Source organism: Peristeroidobacter soli, from assembly GCF_004138485.1.
Classification (GTDB): domain Bacteria; phylum Pseudomonadota; class Gammaproteobacteria; order Steroidobacterales; family Steroidobacteraceae; genus Steroidobacter; species Steroidobacter soli.
Genome location: NZ_RYEV01000004.1, coordinates 411,397 through 432,605, shown reverse-complemented (window position 1 = coordinate 432,605; position 21,209 = coordinate 411,397). Strand labels below are relative to the sequence as shown.

The 21,209-nt window shown below is 62.1% G+C and carries 20 protein-coding genes; all 20 read left to right on the top strand.

Annotated features, from left to right (window positions below):
• Nucleotides 1-8 precede the first annotated feature (8 nt).
• Complete coding sequence (gene rfbF / locus EKO19_RS17630; RefSeq protein ID WP_129777771.1) at nt 9-782, top strand: glucose-1-phosphate cytidylyltransferase; 774 nt, start codon at nt 9-11, stop codon at nt 780-782.
• Complete coding sequence (gene rfbG / locus EKO19_RS17625; RefSeq protein WP_129777770.1) at nt 779-1,855, top strand: CDP-glucose 4,6-dehydratase; 1,077 nt, start codon at nt 779-781, stop codon at nt 1,853-1,855. The genes rfbF and rfbG overlap by 4 nt, the downstream gene beginning before the upstream one ends.
• Nucleotides 1,852-2,412 carry a dTDP-4-dehydrorhamnose 3,5-epimerase family protein gene (locus EKO19_RS17620; protein WP_129777769.1) on the top strand — a complete coding sequence of 187 codons (561 nt, stop codon included), beginning with the start codon at nt 1,852-1,854 and terminating at the stop codon, nt 2,410-2,412. The genes rfbG and EKO19_RS17620 overlap by 4 nt, the downstream gene beginning before the upstream one ends.
• Entirely contained in the window at nt 2,409-3,635 is a 1,227-nt protein-coding gene (locus tag EKO19_RS17615) for a class I SAM-dependent methyltransferase (RefSeq protein ID WP_129777768.1), read from the top strand. Before EKO19_RS17620 ends, EKO19_RS17615 begins: the two co-directional genes overlap by 4 nt.
• A gap of 12 nt (nt 3,636-3,647) precedes the next feature.
• A complete protein-coding gene (locus EKO19_RS17610) occupies nt 3,648-4,460 on the top strand; it encodes an NAD-dependent epimerase/dehydratase family protein (protein ID WP_129777767.1) in 813 nt (270 codons plus the stop codon).
• The gene (locus EKO19_RS17605) at nt 4,457-5,731 is read left to right on the top strand and encodes a hypothetical protein (RefSeq protein WP_129777766.1); all 1,275 of its coding nucleotides are present in this window, start codon (nt 4,457-4,459) and stop codon (nt 5,729-5,731) included. The genes EKO19_RS17610 and EKO19_RS17605 overlap by 4 nt, the downstream gene beginning before the upstream one ends.
• Nucleotides 5,728-6,741, top strand: coding sequence for a glycosyltransferase family 2 protein (locus tag EKO19_RS17600; protein ID WP_157995310.1), 1,014 nt, complete (start codon nt 5,728-5,730; stop codon nt 6,739-6,741). Before EKO19_RS17605 ends, EKO19_RS17600 begins: the two co-directional genes overlap by 4 nt.
• Nucleotides 6,742-6,757: 16 nt before the next feature.
• Nucleotides 6,758-7,630 carry a glycosyltransferase family 2 protein gene (locus tag EKO19_RS17595; RefSeq protein WP_157995309.1) on the top strand — a complete coding sequence of 291 codons (873 nt, stop codon included), beginning with the start codon at nt 6,758-6,760 and terminating at the stop codon, nt 7,628-7,630.
• Between the two features lie 354 nt (nt 7,631-7,984).
• Nucleotides 7,985-9,124 carry an N-acetyl sugar amidotransferase gene (locus EKO19_RS17590; protein WP_129777763.1) on the top strand — a complete coding sequence of 380 codons (1,140 nt, stop codon included), beginning with the start codon at nt 7,985-7,987 and terminating at the stop codon, nt 9,122-9,124.
• Entirely contained in the window at nt 9,121-9,735 is a 615-nt protein-coding gene (hisH, locus tag EKO19_RS17585; protein ID WP_129777762.1) for an imidazole glycerol phosphate synthase subunit HisH, read from the top strand. The genes EKO19_RS17590 and hisH overlap by 4 nt, the downstream gene beginning before the upstream one ends.
• A 2-nt stretch (nt 9,736-9,737) precedes the next feature.
• Nucleotides 9,738-10,520, top strand: a complete 783-nt coding sequence (locus EKO19_RS17580) for an AglZ/HisF2 family acetamidino modification protein (protein ID WP_129777761.1) — start codon at nt 9,738-9,740, stop codon at nt 10,518-10,520.
• A 13-nt stretch (nt 10,521-10,533) separates the two neighbouring features.
• Nucleotides 10,534-11,400 carry a dTDP-4-dehydrorhamnose reductase family protein gene (locus tag EKO19_RS17575; RefSeq protein WP_129777760.1) on the top strand — a complete coding sequence of 289 codons (867 nt, stop codon included), beginning with the start codon at nt 10,534-10,536 and terminating at the stop codon, nt 11,398-11,400.
• Nucleotides 11,400-12,422 (top strand): polysaccharide biosynthesis protein, encoded by a 1,023-nt coding sequence (locus EKO19_RS17570; protein ID WP_129777759.1) that lies wholly within the window; start codon nt 11,400-11,402, stop codon nt 12,420-12,422. Before EKO19_RS17575 ends, EKO19_RS17570 begins: the two co-directional genes overlap by 1 nt.
• Nucleotides 12,419-13,741 carry a class I SAM-dependent methyltransferase gene (locus tag EKO19_RS17565; protein WP_129777758.1) on the top strand — a complete coding sequence of 441 codons (1,323 nt, stop codon included), beginning with the start codon at nt 12,419-12,421 and terminating at the stop codon, nt 13,739-13,741. The genes EKO19_RS17570 and EKO19_RS17565 overlap by 4 nt, the downstream gene beginning before the upstream one ends.
• A 40-nt stretch (nt 13,742-13,781) precedes the next feature.
• A complete protein-coding gene (gene wecB / locus EKO19_RS17560; protein WP_129777757.1) occupies nt 13,782-14,864 on the top strand; it encodes a non-hydrolyzing UDP-N-acetylglucosamine 2-epimerase in 1,083 nt (360 codons plus the stop codon).
• Between the two features lie 31 nt (nt 14,865-14,895).
• Nucleotides 14,896-16,149 (top strand): glycosyltransferase family 4 protein, encoded by a 1,254-nt coding sequence (locus EKO19_RS17555; protein WP_129777756.1) that lies wholly within the window; start codon nt 14,896-14,898, stop codon nt 16,147-16,149.
• Nucleotides 16,146-17,105: a UDP-glucose 4-epimerase family protein gene (locus tag EKO19_RS17550; RefSeq protein ID WP_129777755.1), complete on the top strand. Its 960-nt coding sequence runs from the start codon at nt 16,146-16,148 to the stop codon at nt 17,103-17,105. The genes EKO19_RS17555 and EKO19_RS17550 overlap by 4 nt, the downstream gene beginning before the upstream one ends.
• A complete protein-coding gene (locus tag EKO19_RS17545) occupies nt 17,089-17,649 on the top strand; it encodes a sugar transferase (RefSeq protein WP_129777754.1) in 561 nt (186 codons plus the stop codon). The genes EKO19_RS17550 and EKO19_RS17545 overlap by 17 nt, the downstream gene beginning before the upstream one ends.
• A 124-nt stretch (nt 17,650-17,773) precedes the next feature.
• Nucleotides 17,774-18,940 carry a tail fiber domain-containing protein gene (locus EKO19_RS17540; RefSeq protein ID WP_157995308.1) on the top strand — a complete coding sequence of 389 codons (1,167 nt, stop codon included), beginning with the start codon at nt 17,774-17,776 and terminating at the stop codon, nt 18,938-18,940.
• A gap of 262 nt (nt 18,941-19,202) precedes the next feature.
• Nucleotides 19,203-21,206, top strand: coding sequence for a polysaccharide biosynthesis protein (locus EKO19_RS17535; RefSeq protein ID WP_217705422.1), 2,004 nt, complete (start codon nt 19,203-19,205; stop codon nt 21,204-21,206).
• The last annotated feature ends 3 nt before the right edge of the window (nt 21,207-21,209 follow it).

Sequence of the window (21,209 nt, the reverse complement as noted above, 5' to 3'; positions counted from 1 at the left end):
CCGGAACTATGAAAGCAGTGATTCTTGCCGGCGGCATGGGCACGCGGATCTCGGAAGAGACGCATCTGCGGCCCAAACCCATGATCGAGATCGGCGGCAAGCCGATCCTGTGGCACATCATGAAGCTGTATTCGGCGCACGGAGTGAACGACTTCGTGATCTGCTGCGGCTACAAGGGCTACATCATCAAGGAGTACTTCGCGAATTATTTCCTGCACATGTCGGATGTGACATTCGACATGGTCAGCAACGCGATGCAGGTGCATCAGCGCAAAGCCGAGCCGTGGAAGGTGACGCTGGTGGATACCGGCGACAACACCATGACCGGCGGGCGGCTCAAGCGGGTGGCGGAGTTCGTCAAGGACGAGCCTGCGTTCTGCTTCACTTATGGCGACGGTGTCGGCAACGTGAACATCCGCGACTCGATCGAATTTCACGAGCGCCACGGCAAGCTCGCCACGGTCACGGCGGTGAGTCCGCCGGGACGTTATGGCGCCTTGGAGATGCAAGGCACGGATGTGCGAGGGTTTGCGGAGAAGCCGCGTGGCGACGGTGGCCTGATCAACGGCGGCTTCTTCGTGCTCTCACCGCGCTGCCTGGATCTGATCGAGGACGATCAAACCACGTGGGAGGCCGCGCCGCTGATGCAGTTGGCCTCCTCGGGGCAGCTGGCCGCGTTCGAGCACCGTGGTTTCTGGCAGCCGATGGACACCTTGCGCGAAAAGAATCTGCTGGAGGAGCTGTGGCAGTCCGGTAAGGCACCCTGGAAGGTCTGGTCATGAGCAGTGGCGTAAACCGGCCCGAGGTGAGTTTCTGGCGCGGCAAGCGGGTGCTGCTGACCGGGCACACCGGTTTCAAAGGCGCATGGCTGGCCTATTGGTTGACGCGTCTCGGAGCGCGCGTGACCGGTATCGGTCTCGCGCCGTCCACGACGCCCAATTTGTTTTCTCTACTCGCGTTGAGCGAGCTCGGCGACAGCCACATCAGCGACATCCGCGACGCTGAGTCGCTGGCGAGGCTGATTCGTGGCGCCGACGCCGACGTGGTGTTTCATCTGGCCGCGCAGCCGCTCGTGCGGGCCAGTTATCGCGATCCGCTCGGTACCTTTGCCACCAACGTGCAGGGTACGGCCAACGTGCTGGAAGCGTTGCGCGGATCGTCGTCCACGCGCGTCGTCGTCGCGATCACGACCGACAAGGTGTATCGCAACCTCGAGCTGGCGTTCCCGTATCGAGAAACAGATCCTCTCGGCGGACATGATCCTTACAGCGCCAGCAAAGCCGCCGCTGAAATCGTGGTCGCGAGCTATCGCGATTCGTATCTGAAGGAGCAGGGCGTGGCAGTGGCGTCCGCGCGTGCCGGCAACGTTATCGGTGGCGGCGACTGGTCAGAGGACAGGCTGTTACCGGATGCCGTACGTGCCTGGAGCAGCAAACGAACGCTCCGCATCCGCAATCCGAGCGCGGTCCGTCCGTGGCAGCACGTACTAGAGCCGCTCGCGGGTTATTTGCAGCTCGCCGAGCGCCTGTGGAGCAAGCCGCAGCTGGCCGATGCCTATAATTTCGGACCGCACACGCACGAATGCGCGACCGTGCAAACGGTCGTGGAGCAGGCGCGCGCCGCGTTCGGCACCGGCGATTTCGAATTCGAACGAGACGCCAGGGGCCCACACGAGACGCAGTGGCTGGCGCTCGAAATCGCCAAGGCCCGCCAGGTGCTCGGCGTGCAACCTCGCTGGTCGCTCGATGAAGCGGTGCGACGCTCTATGACCTGGTATCGCGAACAGATCGACGGTGCGGATGCGGCGGAGTTGTGCGCGCGGGATATCGATGCCTACGAGGCTGCAGCGGCATGAATCGCTTCAAGGTCAGCGACACTCCCATCGATGGCTTGAAGGTCGTCGAGCGCCTGCGTCGCACCGACGAGCGTGGCTTTCTGACGCGTCTGTTCGATCCCGAGGAGCTGGCCGCGGCCGGTTGGCAGGGGACGGCGGCTCAGATCAATCACACTCTGACGGTAAAGAGTGGCGCGGTCCGTGGGATGCATTTTCAGAGGCCACCGTACGCTGAGACCAAGCTGGTCAGCTGTGTAAGGGGCCGGGTTCTGGATGTCGCCGTGGACCTGCGCACCCGTTCGCCGACATTCCTTCGTTGGCATGCGGTGGAGCTTTCGGAACAGAACAATCTCGCGTTGCTGATCCCACGCGGATTCGCTCATGGATACCAGACGCTCAGCGCCGATTGCGAGCTGATCTATGTGCACAGTGCGCCGTATGTGGCGGACAGCGAAGGTGCGCTCAATGCCTTCGATCCTCGACTGGCTATTCGCTGGCCGCTGCCCGTGACGGATGTTTCTGATCGAGATCGCGGACATCCTGCTCTGCGAGACGAGTTCAAGGGAATCGAGGTATGAATTGCCGCCATTGCCGTTCACCCCTGCAACTGCAGCTGATCGATCTGGGCAGCTCTCCGCCCTCGAATGCCTATCTGACCAAGGAGAAACTGTCCGCGCCGGAGCGCTGGTATCCGCTCAAGGTCATGGTCTGCGAGCGCTGCTGGTTGGTGCAGACTCGGGACTTCACGCAGGCCAGCGAGCTGTTCGACAGCGAGTACGCGTACTTCAGCGGCTTCTCCACCAGCTGGCTGCAGCATGCCGAGCGCTACGTGGATGCGATGGTGCGGCGGTTCGACCTGCATGCGGCCAGTCGTGTCATCGAAGTGGCCTCGAACGACGGCTATCTGCTGCAGTATGTGCAGGCCCGGGGCATTCCTTGTTTGGGTGTGGAGCCGACCGCCAGCACCGCGGCGGCGTCGAGGCGCAAAGGCATCGAAACCCTCGAAGTCTTTTTCGGACGTGATTTCGGCCGGCAACTGGCGGAGCAGGGGCGCGCCGCGGACCTGATGGCTGCCAACAATGTCCTGGCGCACGTGCCCGATATCAATGACTTCCTGGCTGGGTTCGCCGCCGCGCTCAAACCGCAGGGCGCGGTGACGTTCGAGTTCCCGCATCTGCAACGACTCATCGACGGCAACCAGTTCGATACGATCTACCACGAGCATTTCTCTTACCTGTCGCTGACCACGGTTCAGCAGATGTGCGCGAGCAACGGCTTGCAGGTATTCGATGTCGAAGAGCTGCCCACGCATGGTGGCAGTCTGCGCGTCTACACGCAGCGAGCCGACACCGGCAAACATCCAGTGCACGAGCGCGTGCGGGAACTGGAGCGCGCCGAGATCGATGCTGGGCTGCGAACGGCCGCTTACTATCGTGGCTTTCAGCAGCGGGCGGAGCGCGTCAAGGACGATTTGATGGAATTTCTGATCGCCGCGAAGCGTGGCGGCAAATCAGTCATCGCCTATGGAGCCGCGGCCAAGGGCAACACGCTGCTGAACTTCGCCGGCTGCCGCGGCGATCTCATCCGCTACGTGGTCGACCGGAACGATGCCAAACAAGGCAAGTTCATGCCGGGCAGCCGAATCCCGATCATGGATGATTCGGTAATTGTTCGCGACAAGCCGGATTACATCGTGATTCTGCCGTGGAATCTGCGCACCGAGGTGACGCAGCAACTGGCGGGCGCGCGGCAGTGGGGCGCGCAGTTCGTTACCGCCGTTCCCAAGCTGGAAATCTCCTGACAGGCGGGCCCGATGAGGATCGCAGTGACGGGCGCTGGAGGGTTTGTCGGTCGACACGTGTTGAACGAGTTGGCCCGGCGCGACGTCGACGTGGTTGCGACGACCCGGACCGCACACGCGAGGCAGCAAGTGCTGCCGAAGCTGCGTTGGGTCGAACTGGATCTGACTCGGCCCCCCGCCAACAGCTACGAGTTGCTAGGCAAACCAGACGTGCTGCTGCATCTGGCGTGGGGCGGGTTGCCGAATTATCGCTCGCTGCATCACTTTGAGATCGAGCTGCCCTCGCACTATGCGTTTCTTAGCTCACTGGTGCGCCAGGGACTGCTGGCGATGGTGGTGACCGGGACCTGCTTCGAATATGGCATGCAGTCCGGTCCGCTGGCCGCCTCGCGCGACACGCATCCCGACAATCCCTACGGGCTGGCGAAGGATTGTCTGCGCAAGCAGCTGCAGAGTTTGCAGCGGACGCAGCCGTTCAATCTCACCTGGGCGCGCTTGTTCTATTTTTATGGCGAGGGGCAGGGAGAGAAATCGCTCTGGTCGCAGTTACAACGCGCGGTGGGCGAGGGCGCGACCGTATTCAACATGTCGGGCGGCGAACAGTTGCGGGATTATTTGCCGGTGAGCGAAGTCGCGCGCCAATTGGTCGAGATTGCGCTCGGCGACAACGATCGCGGCGTCACGAACATCTGCTCGGGCCGACCGGTGTCCGTGCGCTCGCTGGTGGAAGGCTGGATCGCGGAGCACGGCTGGAACATCGAGCTGAATCTCGGTTTCTATCCCTACCCCGACTACGAGCCGATGGCGTTCTGGGGTGAGCCTTGACGCAGGCGACTGTCAGCGGCATTCCGGAGACCGCGAGCGTTCGCTCGGGCGGGCGCCGATATTCGGTGTCGCAAAAGATCCTGATGCCGGTGCTGGTGCTGTTCCTGCTGTCGTGCGTGTTCGATCCTGCTGACAAACTGCTCGGCGCCAAAGTGCAGCTGTTCGTCCTGGCCTGGTTCATCTCCATCGTGCTGTGCGCGGCGAGCCGGGAGCGCTGCTCGGTGCACATCGGCTTGTTGATCTACGTGCTGATATTCGTAGCAGTGCCGCTGCTATCCATCGCGCGCTACTGGTTCATCGATGGCGGCACGCCCTTCGAAGGCTTTCAGCTGTTCAAGGGATATTTGCTCATTACATTGAGCGCGCTGCTGTTCATTAACCGGATCGATCTGATGTCGGCGCTGTCGCGGGTGCTGTCGCTGCTGTCGGTGGTGATCATCGTGGTCTATCTCACCGTGACGTTCCAGCCGGATTTCTATGGCGCGCTGTATCTGTTCGGCGAGGTTTCCGGCACCGTGCTGGTCGATCGGCGCGACTACGGCGACGGCCTGGTGATGCTGCAGGTCTACTTCGTCACTTCGCCGATGCTGGCATTCGCCATCGCGCATTACTTCTATTCCGCCAGGGTCGCCACTGGCGGCGCGCGTTTGAAATACACGCTGCTGACGCTGCTCAACGCGGGGGCGATGATGCTGGCCGGCACGCGTAACAACCTTGCTGTGTCGGTCATGCTGCCGATTGCGCTGTACTTCCTCTATTCCAAGAACAAAACCATCAACGCGGTGCTGACGGTCGCGGTCGTATTCGGGCTGATCGTGGTATTTTCCACCCAGATCGAGGTGCTGCTCGACCCGCGCGAGTTCTCCAACAGCGTGAAGCTCGCGTTGCTGAACGACTACAGCGATTTCTTCGGCGACACCATGGGACTGTTGTTCGGCGAAGGTCTCGGCGCCTATCGCTATTGGACCGCCAAGGGCACCTCGTTCTTCACCAGCGAGCTGACCTATCTGGAGCTGATCCGCAATTTCGGCATCTTCGGCGCGCTGCTCATGTGTCTGCTGCTGGCGTTCCCGATCGTGTACGCGTTCGTGATGAACCGCGACTTCGAGCAGAAGAACATCGTGGTCGGCTACGCCTTCTATCTGCTGATGTGTTTGTCCAATCCGAATCTGTTTTCTTCCATGGGTATCCTGATCTTGTCGGTAGTCCTGGCGAATTTATTCATGATCGAGGGTAGGCGAGAGATGGCGGCAGCGGGAGCGCGATCGTGAGGGGGTACAGCATCTTCCTGCCGGTGCGCAACGGCTGGCCGTATGTGCAGGAGTGCGTCGAGAGCATCCTCGCGCAGTCCTATCCGCACTTCGAGCTCACCATTCTCGACAATCAGAGTACCGATGGCACGGTCGACTATCTGCGCTCGCTGCGCGACCAACGCATCCGGCTGGTGAGCTCGAGCGAGTCGCTGTCGATCGTGGCGAGTTGGGCTCGAATCAAAACACAGCCCAAGCTCGAATACATGACCTTGATCGGCCACGACGATCTGTTCGATGCGCATTTTCTCGCGACCATCGATGCCTTGATCGAAGCGCATCCGCAGGCGACCCTGTTCCAGACCGGATCGCGTTTGATCAATGCCGAAGGCGCGACCATTCGCAGCTGCAAGCCGGTACCGCACCGGGAAACGGCCGCGCAGTATCTGGCCGCGCGCTTTCGTCTGGAGCGCGAAGTGTTCGGTACCGGTCATGTGATGCGCTCGAGCGATTACGACGAGCTCGGCGGCATTCCGGGCTTCGAGCGACTGTTCTACGCGGACGATGCGTTGTGGCTCTCGCTGGCCGGTCGCGGCTACAAAGCCTCCGATGACAGGGAGGCGTTTTCGGTCCGCATCCATCCCAAGAGCGAGTCCGCATCGCTACCGTCGGCCTGGCCGTCCATGTTGCTCGGACTCAACCAATTCCTGGAGTTCCTGCGTGGCTTCACGCAGCGCGATCCGGAGTCGCGGGCGGTGGCGGAGCAACTGCAGGCGGGGTTCGTGCTGAATCGACACCAGAACGCGTATCTGTACGCGCTGATCGATGCCTGCCGTAATCGTCGCCGAATCGAGCCCAGCGTGCTGGCACGGATCGAGGCGTCGCTCGCGCGGGAGGCGCCGGGCATGGCCGGTCGGCTCAGTCAGTCGCCGCGGGTGCGGCTGCTCGAGTTAGCAAACAAAACGCCGCTGCGTACTCAGATTCCCTGGCTCTGGGATATCTATTATCAGCTGCAGACGCGCGCCGGCTAGGGCGCTCGAGACCGCTTTGAAGATCTCCGCGATCGTCGTTTGTTACAACCCCGATCTGGCGGCGCTGGAGCGCACCTGCCAGCAGCTGGCCGCGGCGGGTGCCCACGTCATTCTGGTCGACAACTCCGTGCCGAGCCGTCTGGCGGAGCGAGCGGCACTGGCCGGTTGCACGATCGCGGCGCTGGGCGAGAACACCGGGATCGCCCATGCCCAGAACGTAGGCGTCGCCCGCGCTCGCGCGTTGGGTACGGACGTGGTCGTTTTCTTCGATCAGGACTCGACGCTCGAGGCGGATTTTCTGCAGCGGCTGGTCGCGCCGCTGGCCAGGGGCGGGGCCCGGATCGCCGCGCCCGTTTATTTCGATGCTGCCAGCGGCCGCGAGCTGCCGTCGATTCGTCTGAGCAGGCACGGCTTGCCGACCCCGGCGTATCTCGGGGACGCGAGCGCCCCCCAGCCGGTGGACATCGTCATCGCGTCGGGTACCGCGGCCACCCTGGCAGTTTTCGATCGGGCGGGGCTGCTCGATGAGGATCTGTTCATCGACTATGTCGACACCGAATGGTGTCTGCGCTGCCGGGGCAAGGACATTCCCATCGAGGTCGTACCGGGCGCGGTGATGCGGCACTCGGTCGGGCTACGGCCGGTGCAACTGGGCAGGCTGACCGTGTTCGTTCATGTGCCGATCCGTTGTTATTACCAGCTGCGCAACTGTTTTCTGCTGTTGCGCCGTCCGCATGTGCCGGCATTGTTCGCTTGGCGCGAGATCCTGTCGGTGTGGATGAACCGGTTACTGCTGCTGTTGCTGGTTCCTGGCCGCGGCGCCTATCTGACGGCCTATGCCGCCGCGCTTCGCGACGGTCTGCTGGGCCGAACGGGAAGAAAAACTTGAGGCCGTTTAGGGTCCTGCGTGGTGTAGCAAGACTGCCGGCTATATACTTACCCATATGTCTGGCAGGGTGCCGGACCGGGCGGCAGGGCTTGTGAGCGGCGGGAACGAGCGACAGGTGACGAGAGCTGGACGGGAATCTGCATATCACGGCGTCAGCCTCGAGCGCCTGCCACGGACGGACGCGGTGCCGGCCCTAAGTTCCTTTAGCGCGTTTAGTTGCGAGTATCGGTCGTTCTCGCCCCCAGGTGCGGCGGGGCGGGGGCGCCATTGCCTGCGTCCACGACCTTCTTCGATGCGGGCGGCACTTTGCCCGGTCAGCACCAGGCGCAGTGTCTTCAGTCAACAATGGTCATCATGAGCAAACGTTCCTATCAGATCTGCTCCAACTGCATCATGGACACCAGCGACTCCACCATCACCTTCGATGAGCGAGGCTGGTGCGATTTTTGTCGCAATTTTCACCAGAACATCAAACCCAACTGGCACCCGGGCGAGCAGGGCATTCGCGAGATCATGCCGCTGATCGAGAAGATCAAGCGCGACGGGCGGGGCCGCGATCACGACTGCCTGATCGGTATCAGCGGCGGTCTGGACAGCTCCTACGTCACCTATGTGGCGAAGGAGAAATTCGGCCTGCGGCCGCTGCTGTTCCATTGCGACGCCGGCTGGAACTCGGACCTGGGCGTCAGCAACATCCAGAAGATCATCGAGGGACTCAACCTGGATCTGGTCACCGAGGTGGTCAACTGGGAGGAGATGAAGGATCTGCAGCGTGCCTTCTTCAAGTCCCAGGTGCCGTTCGTCGACACGCCGCAGGACCTGGCGCTGTTCTCGGCGATTTATAACTTCGCCGCCAAGAACGATTTCAAATACGTCATCACCGGCGGCAACAACTCCACCGAGTGTGTCCGCGAATCGCTGGAGTGGACCTACTTCTCCACCGACATGCGTCACGTGCGCGACATCCATCGCCGTTTCGGCACGCGGCCGCTGAAGACCTTTCCGACCTGCGACATTCTCAAGTACAAGACCTATTACCGCTGGATCAAGGGTATCCGGGTCATCAAGCTGCTCGACTCCGTGCCGTACATCAAACAGGATGCGATCCGCGAGCTGCAGGAGCGCTTCGGTTGGCAGCCCTATCCGCAAAAGCATTACGAGTCGCGGTTCACGCGCTTTTTCGAATCGTTCTGGACGGTCAAGAAATTCGGCTATGACAAGCGCCGGGCGTATCTGTCGAGCGAAGTGCTGACCGGCCAGCTGACGCGCGAGCAGGCGCTCGAACGCATCTCGCGTCCGGAGCTCGACGAGCAGACCATGGCGCAGGAATTCGAATACGTCGCCACCAAGCTCGGCTGGACGGTGGAGGAATTCGAGGCCATCCTGAAGGGCCCGAACAAGCGCTACAGCGACTATAAGAACAATTACTTTCTGATTACGCTGGGAGCCCGCCTGTCGAACCTGCTCGGTATCGAGAACAGAATCTTCCGATGATCGGAATCATTGACTACGGTCTGGGCAACATCCTGGCGTTCGCCAATGTCTACAAGCGGCTGCACGTGCCAGTCGCGGTCGTGCGTACGGCCGCGCAGGTACGCGAGGCCACGAAACTGATATTGCCGGGCGTGGGGGCGTTCGATCACGCCATGGAGCTGTTGAATGCCTCGGGCATGCGCGAGGCGCTCGATGAAGTGGTGCTGTCGAACCAGGTGCCCCTGCTCGGCGTGTGCGTGGGCATGCAGATCCTGGGCAAATCGAGCGACGAAGGCCGCCTGTCCGGGTTGTCCTGGATCGATGGCGTCGTGAAAAAGATCGACACCACGACCTCCGGGCAGCCGGTGCGATTGCCGCACATGGGCTGGAACGACGTGCGCCCCGAGCGCGAGTCGAGCCTGTTCGCCGGCTTGCAGACCGACGCGCGCTTCTACTTTCTGCATTCTTATTATTTCCAGTGCGCGCAGCCGCAGAACGTGCTCGCCACCAGCGACTACCCCGGCAACTTCGCCTGTGCCGTACAAGCCGGAAGCATCTATGGGGTGCAATTCCATCCCGAGAAGAGCCATCGCTTCGGGGTCCGGCTGCTGCAGAATTTCGCGGAGCTGTAACGGTGCTGCGCCCACGAATCATTGCCTGTCTGTTGGTCAGCAACAAAGGCCTGGTGAAGACCGTCGGCTTCGGCGATCCGAAATACGTCGGCGACCCGATCAACGCGGTGAAGATCTTCAATGAAAAGGAAGTCGACGAGTTGGTCGTGCTGGACATCGATGCGACGGTGCAGGGCAACGGCCCGGACTACAAGATGATTCAGCAACTGGCGGTCGAATGCCGCATGCCGCTGTGTTATGGCGGCGGCGTGAAGTCGGCCGAGCATGCCAAGACCATCATCGGGCTGGGCGTGGAAAAAGTCGCGGTGAGCGCCGCGCTGGTCGAGAATCCCAACCTGGTCGTGGCGATGGCCGAGGAGATCGGCAGTCAAAGTGTCGTGGCCGTGCTCGATCTGAAAAAGAAACGACTCAGCTCGCGCTACGAGGTGTGGACTCACAATGGCACCGTGAACACCGGCAAGACCGCGCCGGAGTTCGCCAGCGAGCTGCAGCGCCTCGGCGTCGGCGAGATCGTGATCAATTCGATCGACAACGACGGCCGCATGAAGGGCTACGACCTGACCATGGTGAGTCAGGTGCGCGAGGCGGTCGATGTGCCGCTCAGCGTGCTCGGCGGCGCCGGCTCGCTCGAGGACATCGCGCAGTTGATCGGCAAATTCGGTGTGATCGGTGCGGCCGCGGGCAGTCTGTTCGTGTTCAAAGGCGCCTATCGGGCGGTGCTCATCAATTACCCCAGTGCCGCCCAGCGCGATCAGCTCATCCGCAACCATCTGCCCGGGGCTTGAGAGGGCACGCAACGTGAGTGTGCTGATACTCGGTGCCTCTGGGCTGCTCGGCAACGCGATGTTTCGCGTGCTGAGCGAAGCGTCCTCGACCGCTGTGTATGGGTCCATCCGCGACGCGCGCACGCGGGACTTCTTCACGCCCGCGCTGGCCGCGCGACTGGTCGTCGTCGACGATCTTCTGGATCGGTCACGGCTGCGCGAGCTGTTCGATCGAGCGCAGCCGGGCGTCGTCATCAATTGCGTCGCGCCTGGGCGTCCCGCGCCCGCGGATCCGCTGCGCTCCATCGAAATCTATGGATTGTTGCCGCAGCTGCTGTCGCATCTGTGCAAGGCGAGCGGAGCTCGACTGGTGCAGATCAGCTCGGATGGTGTGTTCTCCGGTCGGCGGGGCGGCTACGTCGAGACCGATCTGCCCGATGCCGCTGATTTGTACGGCACGGCCAAGGTGCTCGGCGAAGTGCACGAGTCCCATGCGATCACGCTCAGGACCTCCATCATCGGTCCGGAGCTGCAGGGCGAGGCCGGGCTGCTGGAATGGTTCCTGAGACAGAAAGACCAGTGCCGATGTTATAGCCGCGCCATTTTCTCCGGGTTCCCCACCGTCGTGCTGGGGCGGATCGTGCGCGATGTGGTGTTACCCAGACCGGAGCTCTCCGGTATCTATCACGTGGCGAGTCACCCCATCTCGAAGTTCGATTTGCTCGCGCTCGTGGCGCGTGAGTACGGCAAGCAGATCGAACTGCTGCCCGACGAGCGGGTGGTCATGGATCGCTCGCTGAATGCGGCGCGCTTCGCGGCGGCCACGGGATATCAGCCCGCGCAGTGGCCGGCGCTGGTACATGAAATGTATGAATACAGATTCGGCCTAGCGAGGCAGTGATGTTCAAGAACAAGATTGTCGCGATCACCGGCGGCACGGGCTCCTTCGGCCAGCAAGTGCTGAAGCGGTTCCTGGCGACCGACGTGAGCGAGATTCGTATCTTCAGCCGCGACGAGAAGAAGCAGGAGGAGATGCGCACCGAGCTGAACAACGCCAAGCTCAAGTTCTATATCGGCGATGTTCGCAATTACGACAGCATTCATCAGGCGCTCAAGGGCGTTCACTGCGTGTTTCACGCCGCGGCGCTCAAACAGGTGCCCTCGTGCGAGTTCTATCCGCTGGAGGCCGTGCGCACCAATATTCTCGGCGCGGAGAACGTCATGGCCGCGGCGGTCGCCAACAACGTCCAGAAGGTGGTGGTGTTGAGCACCGACAAGGCGGTCTACCCCATCAACGCCATGGGTCAGACCAAGGCGTTGATGGAGAAGGTGATGGTGGCGAAGGCGCGCACCTTGACCGATGAGGAGACGCTGTTGTGCGCGACCCGTTACGGCAACGTGATGGCGTCCCGCGGCTCGGTCATCCCGCTGTTCGTGCAGCAGCTGAAGGAAGGCAAGCCGCTGACCGTGACCGATCCGACCATGACCCGGTTCCTGATGTCGCTCGATGAGTCCGTCGACTTGGTGCTGCATGCCTTCGAGCACGGCAAGCAAGGCGATATTTTCGTGCAGAAGGCACCGGCCTCCACGATCGCCGACCTGGTGCAGGCGCTGAAGGAGATTTTCCAGCGCGACGTGCCGGTGCGCATCGTGGGCACGCGCCACGGCGAAAAACTCTATGAATCCCTGGTGTCGCGCGAAGAGATGGCCAGAGTGCAGAACATGGACCGGTATTTCCGCATTCCCGCCGACAGCCGCGATTTGAACTACGCCATGTATTTCACCGATGGCACCGAGCAGATCACAATGGCCGACGACTACACTTCGCACAACACCGAGCGCTTGAACGTCGCGCAGGTGAAGGAGCTGCTGCTCAAGCTGGATTACATCCAGCGCGAGTTGCGTGGCTGGAGGAATGCATGAGCGGGGGCATGGCGACGTCGCATCGCTCCGAGTCGTCGCTGGCGGAGGCCGCGCGCCTGCGTCGGGATACGGTTCCGGTCTGCGCGTTCTGCGACAGCCGGAAGATGCACCTGATCATGGATTTCGGCGACGTTGCGCTGGCGGGCGGCTTTCTCAAGCCCGAGCGCTTCGCCGACGAACGTTTCTTTCCGCTGCGTCTGTTCTTCTGCGAGGAATGCTTCGCGGTCCAGGTGGTCGATAAGGTGCCCGCCGAGGTGCTGTTCCACGACTATTTCTATTTCTCTTCCTCGATCGGCACGCTGCGCGACCACTTCAAGCAGTACGCCGCGGAAGTGACCGCTCGCTTTCTGGACGCGCCGAACGCCAGCGTGCTGGAGTTCGGCTGCAACGACGGCGTGCTGCTGCGACCGTTGGCGGATCAGGGCATCCGCACGGTGATCGGCGTCGATCCCGCCACCAACGTCGTGTCCACGATCGACGACGCTCGCGTGCGCATCGTCAACGATTTCTTCGGCGAAGCGGTCGCGCAACGGATCGTTGCCGAGCACGGCAAGCTCGACATGGTGATGGCCAACAATGTCTACGCGCACATTCCGGACATTCAAGGCATCACCCGGGCCATCAGCCAGGTGCTCAAGGACGACGGCGTGTTCGTGTTCGAGGTTCATTACCTTGGCAAGGTGATCGACGAGATGCAGTACGACATGGTCTACCACGAGCATCTCTATTACTATTCGCTGCTGTCGGCGCTGGCGCACTTCGATCGTTACGACATGACCGTATTCGATGTGAAGCCGGTGCCCATCCACGCCGGCTCGATGCGCTTCTATGTCTGCAAGAAGGGCAGTAAACATGCCCGGCAGGAGAGCGAGGCGGTGCGCGAGCTCAAGCGGCGCGAGCTGGCCCAGGGATTCGATCGATACGAAACATTCCGTTTGTTTTCCAGGAGCGTGGCCGCTCACAAGGACGAGCTGTGCGCGCTGCTCGACCGGTTGCGGAGCGAGGGACACCGGATCGCCGGCTACGGCGCCTCGGGACGCGCGAACACGATGATTCAGTACTGCGGCATCAATCACCAACAGCTGGATTACATGATCGACGACGCGCCCGCCAAGACGGGCTTCTACACGCCGGGCTCGCACTTCCAGATCCACTCGAGCAAGGTGCTCGAGCAGCCCGATGCTCCCGATCATCTGCTGGTGTTCGCGTGGAGCTTCTTCGAAGAGATTCGTCGGCGCAACGCCGATTATCTGAACGCCGGCGGCAGCATGATTCTGCCGTTGCCGCGCGTCAGCATCCATTCCGCGCGGCCGGCCTGATGGACGCCGCGGGCAGCCAATTCAACTTGCGGAGTCAACGATGAAGGTGATGTCGATTTTCGGGACCCGGCCCGAGATGATCAAGATGTGGGCGACGTTGAAGAAACTCGACGCGCTGAATTTCGAGCACATCATGGTGCACACCGGGCAGAACTTCACGCCCGAGCTGCGCGAGTTCTTTTTCAAGGACCTGCAACTGCGCAAGCCCGACTACGAGATGGGCATCGACACCACGAGCTATGGCAAGGAAGTGGCCGATGTCATCCGCAAGTCGGACGATCTGATGGCGGCTGTCAAGCCCGATGCGCTGTTGATTCTGGGCGACACGTACAGCGGCCTGTCGGTGCTGCCCGCCGCGCATCGCGGCATCAAGATCTTCCACATGGAGGCGGGGTTGCGCGCCTACGACCGTCGCATGCCGGAGCAGCGTAACCGCATTCTGATCGATCACATCAGCAACGTGCTGTTGCCGTACAACCAGTATCACCGCGAGAACCTGATCCGGGAGAACATTCATCCCTCGAAGATCATCGTCACGGGCAACACCACGTTCGAAGCCATGCGCGCGTTCGCGCCGCAGATCGAGGCCAGCAACATCCTCAAGACCCTCGGGCTCGAGTCCAAGGGCTACATCCTGGTGACCGCGCATCGTAGCGAGAACGTCGACAATCCGGAGTATCTCGGCCGCATCTTCCAGGCCATGGACCGGCTCGCCGCGCACTTCAAGCGTCCCGTGATCTACCCGATGCATCCGCGCACCAAGAGCAAGCTGAGCGCCATCCAGGTGTCCGAACAGGTACGTATCATGGCGCCGCTGGGCTTTTATGACTTCAATCATTTGTTGAAAGAAGCCTATTGCGTGCTGTCCGACTCGGGCACCGCAGCCGAGGAAGGGCTGTTCTATAAGGTACCGAACGTCAGCCTGCGCATGGCGACCGAGCGCATCGAGACCGTGGAGAGCGGCGCGACCATCGTGTCCGGCATGGAGGTCGACAACATCGTCGAGTCGGTGATCACCGCCGTCAGTCAGCCCTGGATGGCGCGCTATGAGCTGGAGGAAAATTTCTCGCCGTCTTCAGTCGTCGTTAACGCGATCCGTAGTCAGATCACCAACTTCTTTTAAGCGCGGCGCGCCGGCCGCACTCGAGTCGATAGTGCGCATCGCATTGATCTCCACGGACTACCCGCCGCTGCGTTCGTCAGCGGCGGTGCAGTTGCGAGACCTGGCCCAGGAGCTGAAGTCGCAGGGGCACGAGCCCATCGTCCTGGTACCGTCGGAAGCATTGCCGACGGCCTGGGCGCGGGAATCCCTGGACGGAATCGAGGTGATCCGGCTGGCGGCGCCGCGCACTCGTGGGACCGGCTATTTCCGGCGCGCGCTCGGCGAAGCCTGGTTGCCGTTCGCGATGCTCAAAAGCCTGCGCCGCAGCCCCTGGCACCGGACCCGCTGGGACGGCGTGGTCTGGTATTCGCCGACCATCTTTTTCGGACCGCTGATTCATGCCTTGAAGGCGGCCTCGAAATGCCGCTCGTATCTGATCCTGCGCGACATCTTTCCGGAGTGGGCGCTCGATCTGCAGCTGTTGCGCAAGGGGCCGGCGTATTACTTCTTCAAGTGCGTCGCTCGTTATCAGTATCGGATGGCCGACGTGATCGGCGTGCAGTCGCCGTCGAATCTGGCGTATCTGCGGTACTGGGCACAGCCGCCGCGCAGGCGGCTCGAAGTCCTGCAGAACTGGCTCGCCCCGGCGCCGGACATCGGCTGCAGTATCGATGTCCAGCGTACCGCGCTCGCCGGCCGCAAGATCCTGCTGTACATCGGCAACATGGGCGTGGCGCAGGGCCTGGATATCTTCATCGACGTGGCCGAACAGCTGCAGCGTCGCAAGGACATCGGGTTCCTGTTCGTCGGGCGCGGCACCGATGCGGAACGCTTGAGCGCCCTGGCCCAGGCACGCAAGCTGGACAACATCCTGTTCCATAGCGAGATCGATTCGCGGGAGATGCCCGGGTTGCTGGCGCAGGCTCACATTGGATTGCTGGCGCTGGACCCACGGCACAAGACTCACAACGTCCCGGGAAAGTTTCTCACTTACGTGCAATGCGGCTTGCCGGTGCTCGCGCGGGTGAGTGCCGGTACCGACATCGTCGATCTCATCGAACGCGAGGCGGTCGGCCGCGTGTACGTCGGCGAGCTCGCCGGCGAGCTGAGCGCGATTGCCGAGTCGATGGTCGATGACCAGGAACGGGGCCCGGCGATGAGCCGGCGGGGACGCGAATTGAGCGAGCTCATGTTTTCGCCGCGGACCGCGGTCAATCAAATCATTGCGGGACTGGCGGGCCGCGATACCGAATCCGTGCCGTCGACCGAGGCGAGGTCGGTGGCACGAAAGCAGGTGCAGTCGTGATCCTGATCACCGGCGCGAACGGGTTCGTCGGCTCGGCGCTGCTGCGCCGACTCGCAAGGGAGCCCGGTGTGAGCGTCAGTGGCGCTGTTCGCAACGCCACTGCCGGCGGATCCGGCGACGCCAATCTCATTCCCGTCGGTGATTTGAGCGCCGAGACCGACTGGTCGAAGGCGCTGCGAGGCGCGCGCGCTGTCGTGCATACGGCCGCCCGTGTCCATGTGATGAACGAGACGGCCCGGGATCCGCTGCTCGAATTTCGCAAAGCCAACGTGCTCGGCACCACCCGACTGGCGGAGCAGGCGGCGGCGGCCGGCGTCCGACGCTTCGTTTTCATCAGCTCCATCAAAGTCCATGGCGAGCAAACGCCGCTGGATCGACCGTTCCATGCCGACGATGTCCCGGCGCCGAAGGATCCATACGGCGCCACGAAGCTCGAAGCGGAGCAGGCGTTGCGACAGATCGCGACCGCGACCGGCATGGAGGTCACCATCATCCGTCCGCCGCTGGTCTATGGTCCCGGCGTCAAGGCGAACTTTGCCGCCATGATGAAATGGCTCAAAGCGGGGGTGCCCCTGCCGCTCGGCGCCATCCACAATCGTCGCAGTCTGGTCGCGTTGGACAATCTGTTGGATTTGATCCGGGTTTGTATCGATCATCCCGGCGCGGCGAATCAGGCATTCCTCGCCTCGGATGGCGCGGACCTCTCGACCACCGAGCTGTTGCGGCGTCTCGGCAATGCCCTAGGCAGCCCGGCGCGGCTCGTGCCAGTGCCCGCGAAGCTGCTCATCGGGGCCGCCACGCTGCTCGGACGCGCGGGGGTGGCGCAGCGTTTATGCGGATCTCTACAGGTCAGCATCGCCAAGAATAAGGAAGTGCTCGACTGGGTGCCGCCAGTCGCGGTCGACGATGCTCTATCCATTGCGGCGACGGGATTTCTGCGTGAAGCGTCTGGCTGATCTTCTTCTGGCGGTGGTTGCCGGCGTGGTGCTGCTCGTGCCCACGCTGCTGGTGGCGCTGATGGTCAAGCTCACGTCCAAGGGACCGGTGTTGTACTGGTCGCAGCGCATCGGTCGGGACAATCAAATCTTCCGCATGCCTAAGTTTCGCAGCATGCGCATCGGCACGCCGGCCGTGGCGACTCATCTGTTGACCGACCCGGAGCAATTTCTGACGCCGATCGGCTCGTTCATTCGCCGCACCAGCCTCGATGAGCTGCCGCAGCTCTGGAATATTCTCCGCGGCGACATGTCCTTCGTCGGGCCTCGGCCGGCGCTGTTCAACCAGCATGACTTGATCGAGCTGCGTACCCGCTGCGGTGTGCACAAGCTGGTGCCGGGTCTCACCGGGTGGGCTCAAGTCAACGGTCGGGACGACCTGCCGATTCCGGTCAAGGTCCGCTTCGACGAGGAATATCTGCGGCGGCGCTCGCTCAAGTTCGATGTTTATATTCTTTGCCTGACCCTGTTGCGGGTTATACGGAGCGACGGCGTCTCACATTGAGACCCGAAAGTGACACAAAGCTAGGAATTACACGGACCCCCTCGCATACAATCGCCGTCGGCCACAGGCCCTATAGACCGACATGGCGTGTTCGGGCAGAAGACATTTCGAGGAGGAGTTCGTAATGAAGAAGTGGGCGCTGATTTTCCTGCTTGCGACGCCGCCGATGGTTTCGGCGCAAGAAAGCTTGCTGAGCACCTTCGCCGATCCGCTCTCCGACGGCCAGAACATATTCGTCGGCGTGAATGCCGGCAATGATTTCATGTCTCCCTCGGGCGGACCGTCCTACTGGGCGTCGGCGAACACCGCTTTGGGCGCGAACACGTTGTCCTTGAATCAGACCGGTTGGGAGAACACCGCCATCGGCACCAATGCCCTGTATGGGAACCTCAACGGTTATCACAACACGGCGATCGGCTACGTCGCCCTCGCTACCAACGGCGCCGGTGCCGACAACACCGCGATCGGCCACAGCTCGATGTACCTGAATCAGTCCGGGCAATGGAATACCGCCGTCGGACTACAGTCGCTCTACTCCAACACCACCGGCAACAACAACGTTGCGATCGGCCGCGACGCCAATTTTTCCAACACCACGGGCAGCTGGAACACCGGGGTGGGCGTGGATGCCATTCCAGGGGTCGAAACCGGCATGGGCAACACCGGGGTGGGCGGCGAGTCCGGTTACACCGAAAACCTCGCCAATCAGAACGTCACCGGCAGCTATAACACCTGGGTCGGCTATCAATCCGGGCCCAGCTCGCCGGCCCAGCACGACGGTGTGATCGGTATCGGCTATCGCGCCAAGACGTCCAAGGATTACCAGGCCGTGCTGGGCAGCCCGGCCATCGTCGAAACGCTGCTCTACGGTAACGTGGGTATCAATGCCACGAATCCGGCGGCGACCCTGGTGGTAAATGGCAATGCCGTGAACCAGACCGGCGTGTGGGACGTTTATTCCGATGAACGCCTGAAAAAGGATATCACCGCGTTCAAGGCGGGGCTGGAGGTCGTGCGCCAGCTGCATCCCGTGAGTTTCCACTACAACGGCCTGGAAGGACTCTCCAGCGAGCGCCCGCAGGTGGGACTGATCGCTCAAGAAGTGGAGCGGGTCGCTCCGCAGATGGTGTCGATCCGGGCAGGCGAGGAGATCAAGGACGTGCGGGTCATGTCGCCCCAGGCGCTGCAGTACATGTTGATCAACGCCGTTCAGGAATTGGAGTCGAGGCTCGCGGACATCGAGCGCCGGCTGGATGCCGCCGGCGGCGCTGCTCGATTAAGCGAGCATTAATTATCAGTGCCTGACACTGCCGTGCCCCGCGGACCAGGCAAGCGGCAGTGCCGGGCTCGTCGCCACCGACAGCCGGCCGTGAGTCGCCGGCTGTCGCTATCCAGCGTCAGTGCATTACACTCGTATTTTTGCCAAAATCGTTTTCAACTCAGGAACTTCGCAGTTTCTGAAAGCCGTCGTGATGCGAATAACAAACGCTGTATTGTGGCAATCGCGGACGGCCGCGCCGTAACAGGAATCGCCCATCAAGGAGCCGAAGGTTGTGACCGATTCTGTGCAGAATTGGATCGAAGACTTTGCGGGTAAGCTTGGCCGCTTGCCTCGCTCGCAGAAACGACTGCTGATGCTGATTGCGGATACGGTGGGTATTCCGTTCGTGCTGTGGTCGGCGATCTCGCTGCGCCTGGGCAGCCTGCAGTCCGTGGTCGGAACCGAATGGATCTATCTGGCGGCGTTGCTCACCAGCTTGCCGATCTTCATTCGCATGGGGCTGTATCGGGCAGTGATCCGTTACATCGGCTCCAAGGCGGTGCTGGCGGTCTTCGTCGGTGTGACGGTCTCCGTGGTGCTGCTGTCGGTGCTGGCCGCGCTGTGGCCCCAGCGATTCATTCCCGTCACGGCACTGCCGATCTATTGGGCGTTCGCGCTCATCTACGTCGGCGGCAGCCGCTTTGGCGTGCGTGCCTTGCTGAACTACCGCTGGTCGAACGACACGCTGCGGGTGGTGATTTACGGCGCCGGAGCGGCTGGCGTCCAGCTGTCCACCGGCTTGCGGCGCAGCGGTCGTTATTGCCCGGTCGCATTCATCGACGACAACACCACGCTCCAGGGCAGCATCATCAATGGTCTCGAGGTGTTCTCGCTGCAGGCCTTGCCGGGGTTGGTGCGCGATGAAGGCGTCGCGGCCGTGCTGCTCGCATTGCCGTCGCAGTCGCGCCGGCGTCGCCAGGAGATTTTGAAGGCCATCGAGCCCCTGGCATTGCTGGTGCAAACGGTGCCGGACTATGGGGCGATTCTCGCCGGTCATGCGCGTGTCGACGATGTGCGGGACGTCGATGCAGGCGATCTGCTGGGACGCGATCCGGTCCCGCCGAACTTGCGTCTGCTGGATGCCTGTATCCGGGGCAAGATCGTCATGGTGACGGGTGCCGGCGGCTCGATCGGCTCCGAACTGTGTCGCCAGATCCTCCGTCTGCAGCCGGCGCAACTGGTGCTGTTCGAAATGTCCGAGCTCGCCCTGTACAACATCGAGCGCGAGCTGAGGGTATTGAGCGCGAGCGAAGGTCTGCACAGCAATGTCGTCGGCCTGCTCGGCGATGCGCATCACAAACATCGCATGCGGGAGATTCTGCAGATCTACGGCGTGCAGACCATCTACCACGCGGCCGCTTACAAACACGTCCCGATCGTCGAACAGAACGTGGTCGAAGGCATCTACAACAATGTCTTCAGCACCTGGAACGCCGCGGAGGCCGCGCTCGAGTGCCGCGTCGAGACCTTCGTTCTGATCTCCACCGACAAGGCGGTGAACCCCACGAATGTCATGGGCGCGACCAAGCGCTTCGCCGAGATCGTATTGCAAGGGCTGCAGGCACGGAGCGTGCATACCCGTTTCTGCATGGTTCGCTTCGGCAATGTGCTCGAGTCGTCCGGCTCGGTGGTGCCGTTGTTCCGCGAACAGATCCGCAAGGGCGGCCCGGTGACGGTCACGCACAAGGACGTCATTCGTTACTTCATGACCATTCCCGAAGCCGCGCAGCTGGTGTTGCAGGCCGGCTCGATGGGCAAGGGCGGCGACGTCTTCGTGCTCGACATGGGCAAGCCGGTGCGCATTGCCGATCTCGCCAAGCGCATGATCAGCCTGATGGGTCTGACGGTCCGCGATGACGAGAATCCGGACGGCGATATCGAGATCGTCTATACCGGACTGCGTCCGGCGGAGAAATTATTCGAAGAGCTGCTGATCGGTACCAACGTCACCGGCACCGAGCATTCGATGATCATGCGTGCCATGGAGCATTCGTTGCCCTGGCATCAGGTGCAACAGATCCTGGATGACATGTCGCTGGCGTTGAGCCGCTTCGACTGCGATCGCGCGCGCCAGCTGCTGATGCAGACGGTTGCCGAATATCGGCCGACCGAAGGCATCCAGGACTTGGTGTGGAATCGCAAGACCGAGGTTGCGCAGACCGAGCTGACCAACGTCACGGCATTGCAGACGCGTCGTGCCAGGTTGAGCCCGCCATCCGCGCCCGGCTCGCACTAGAGG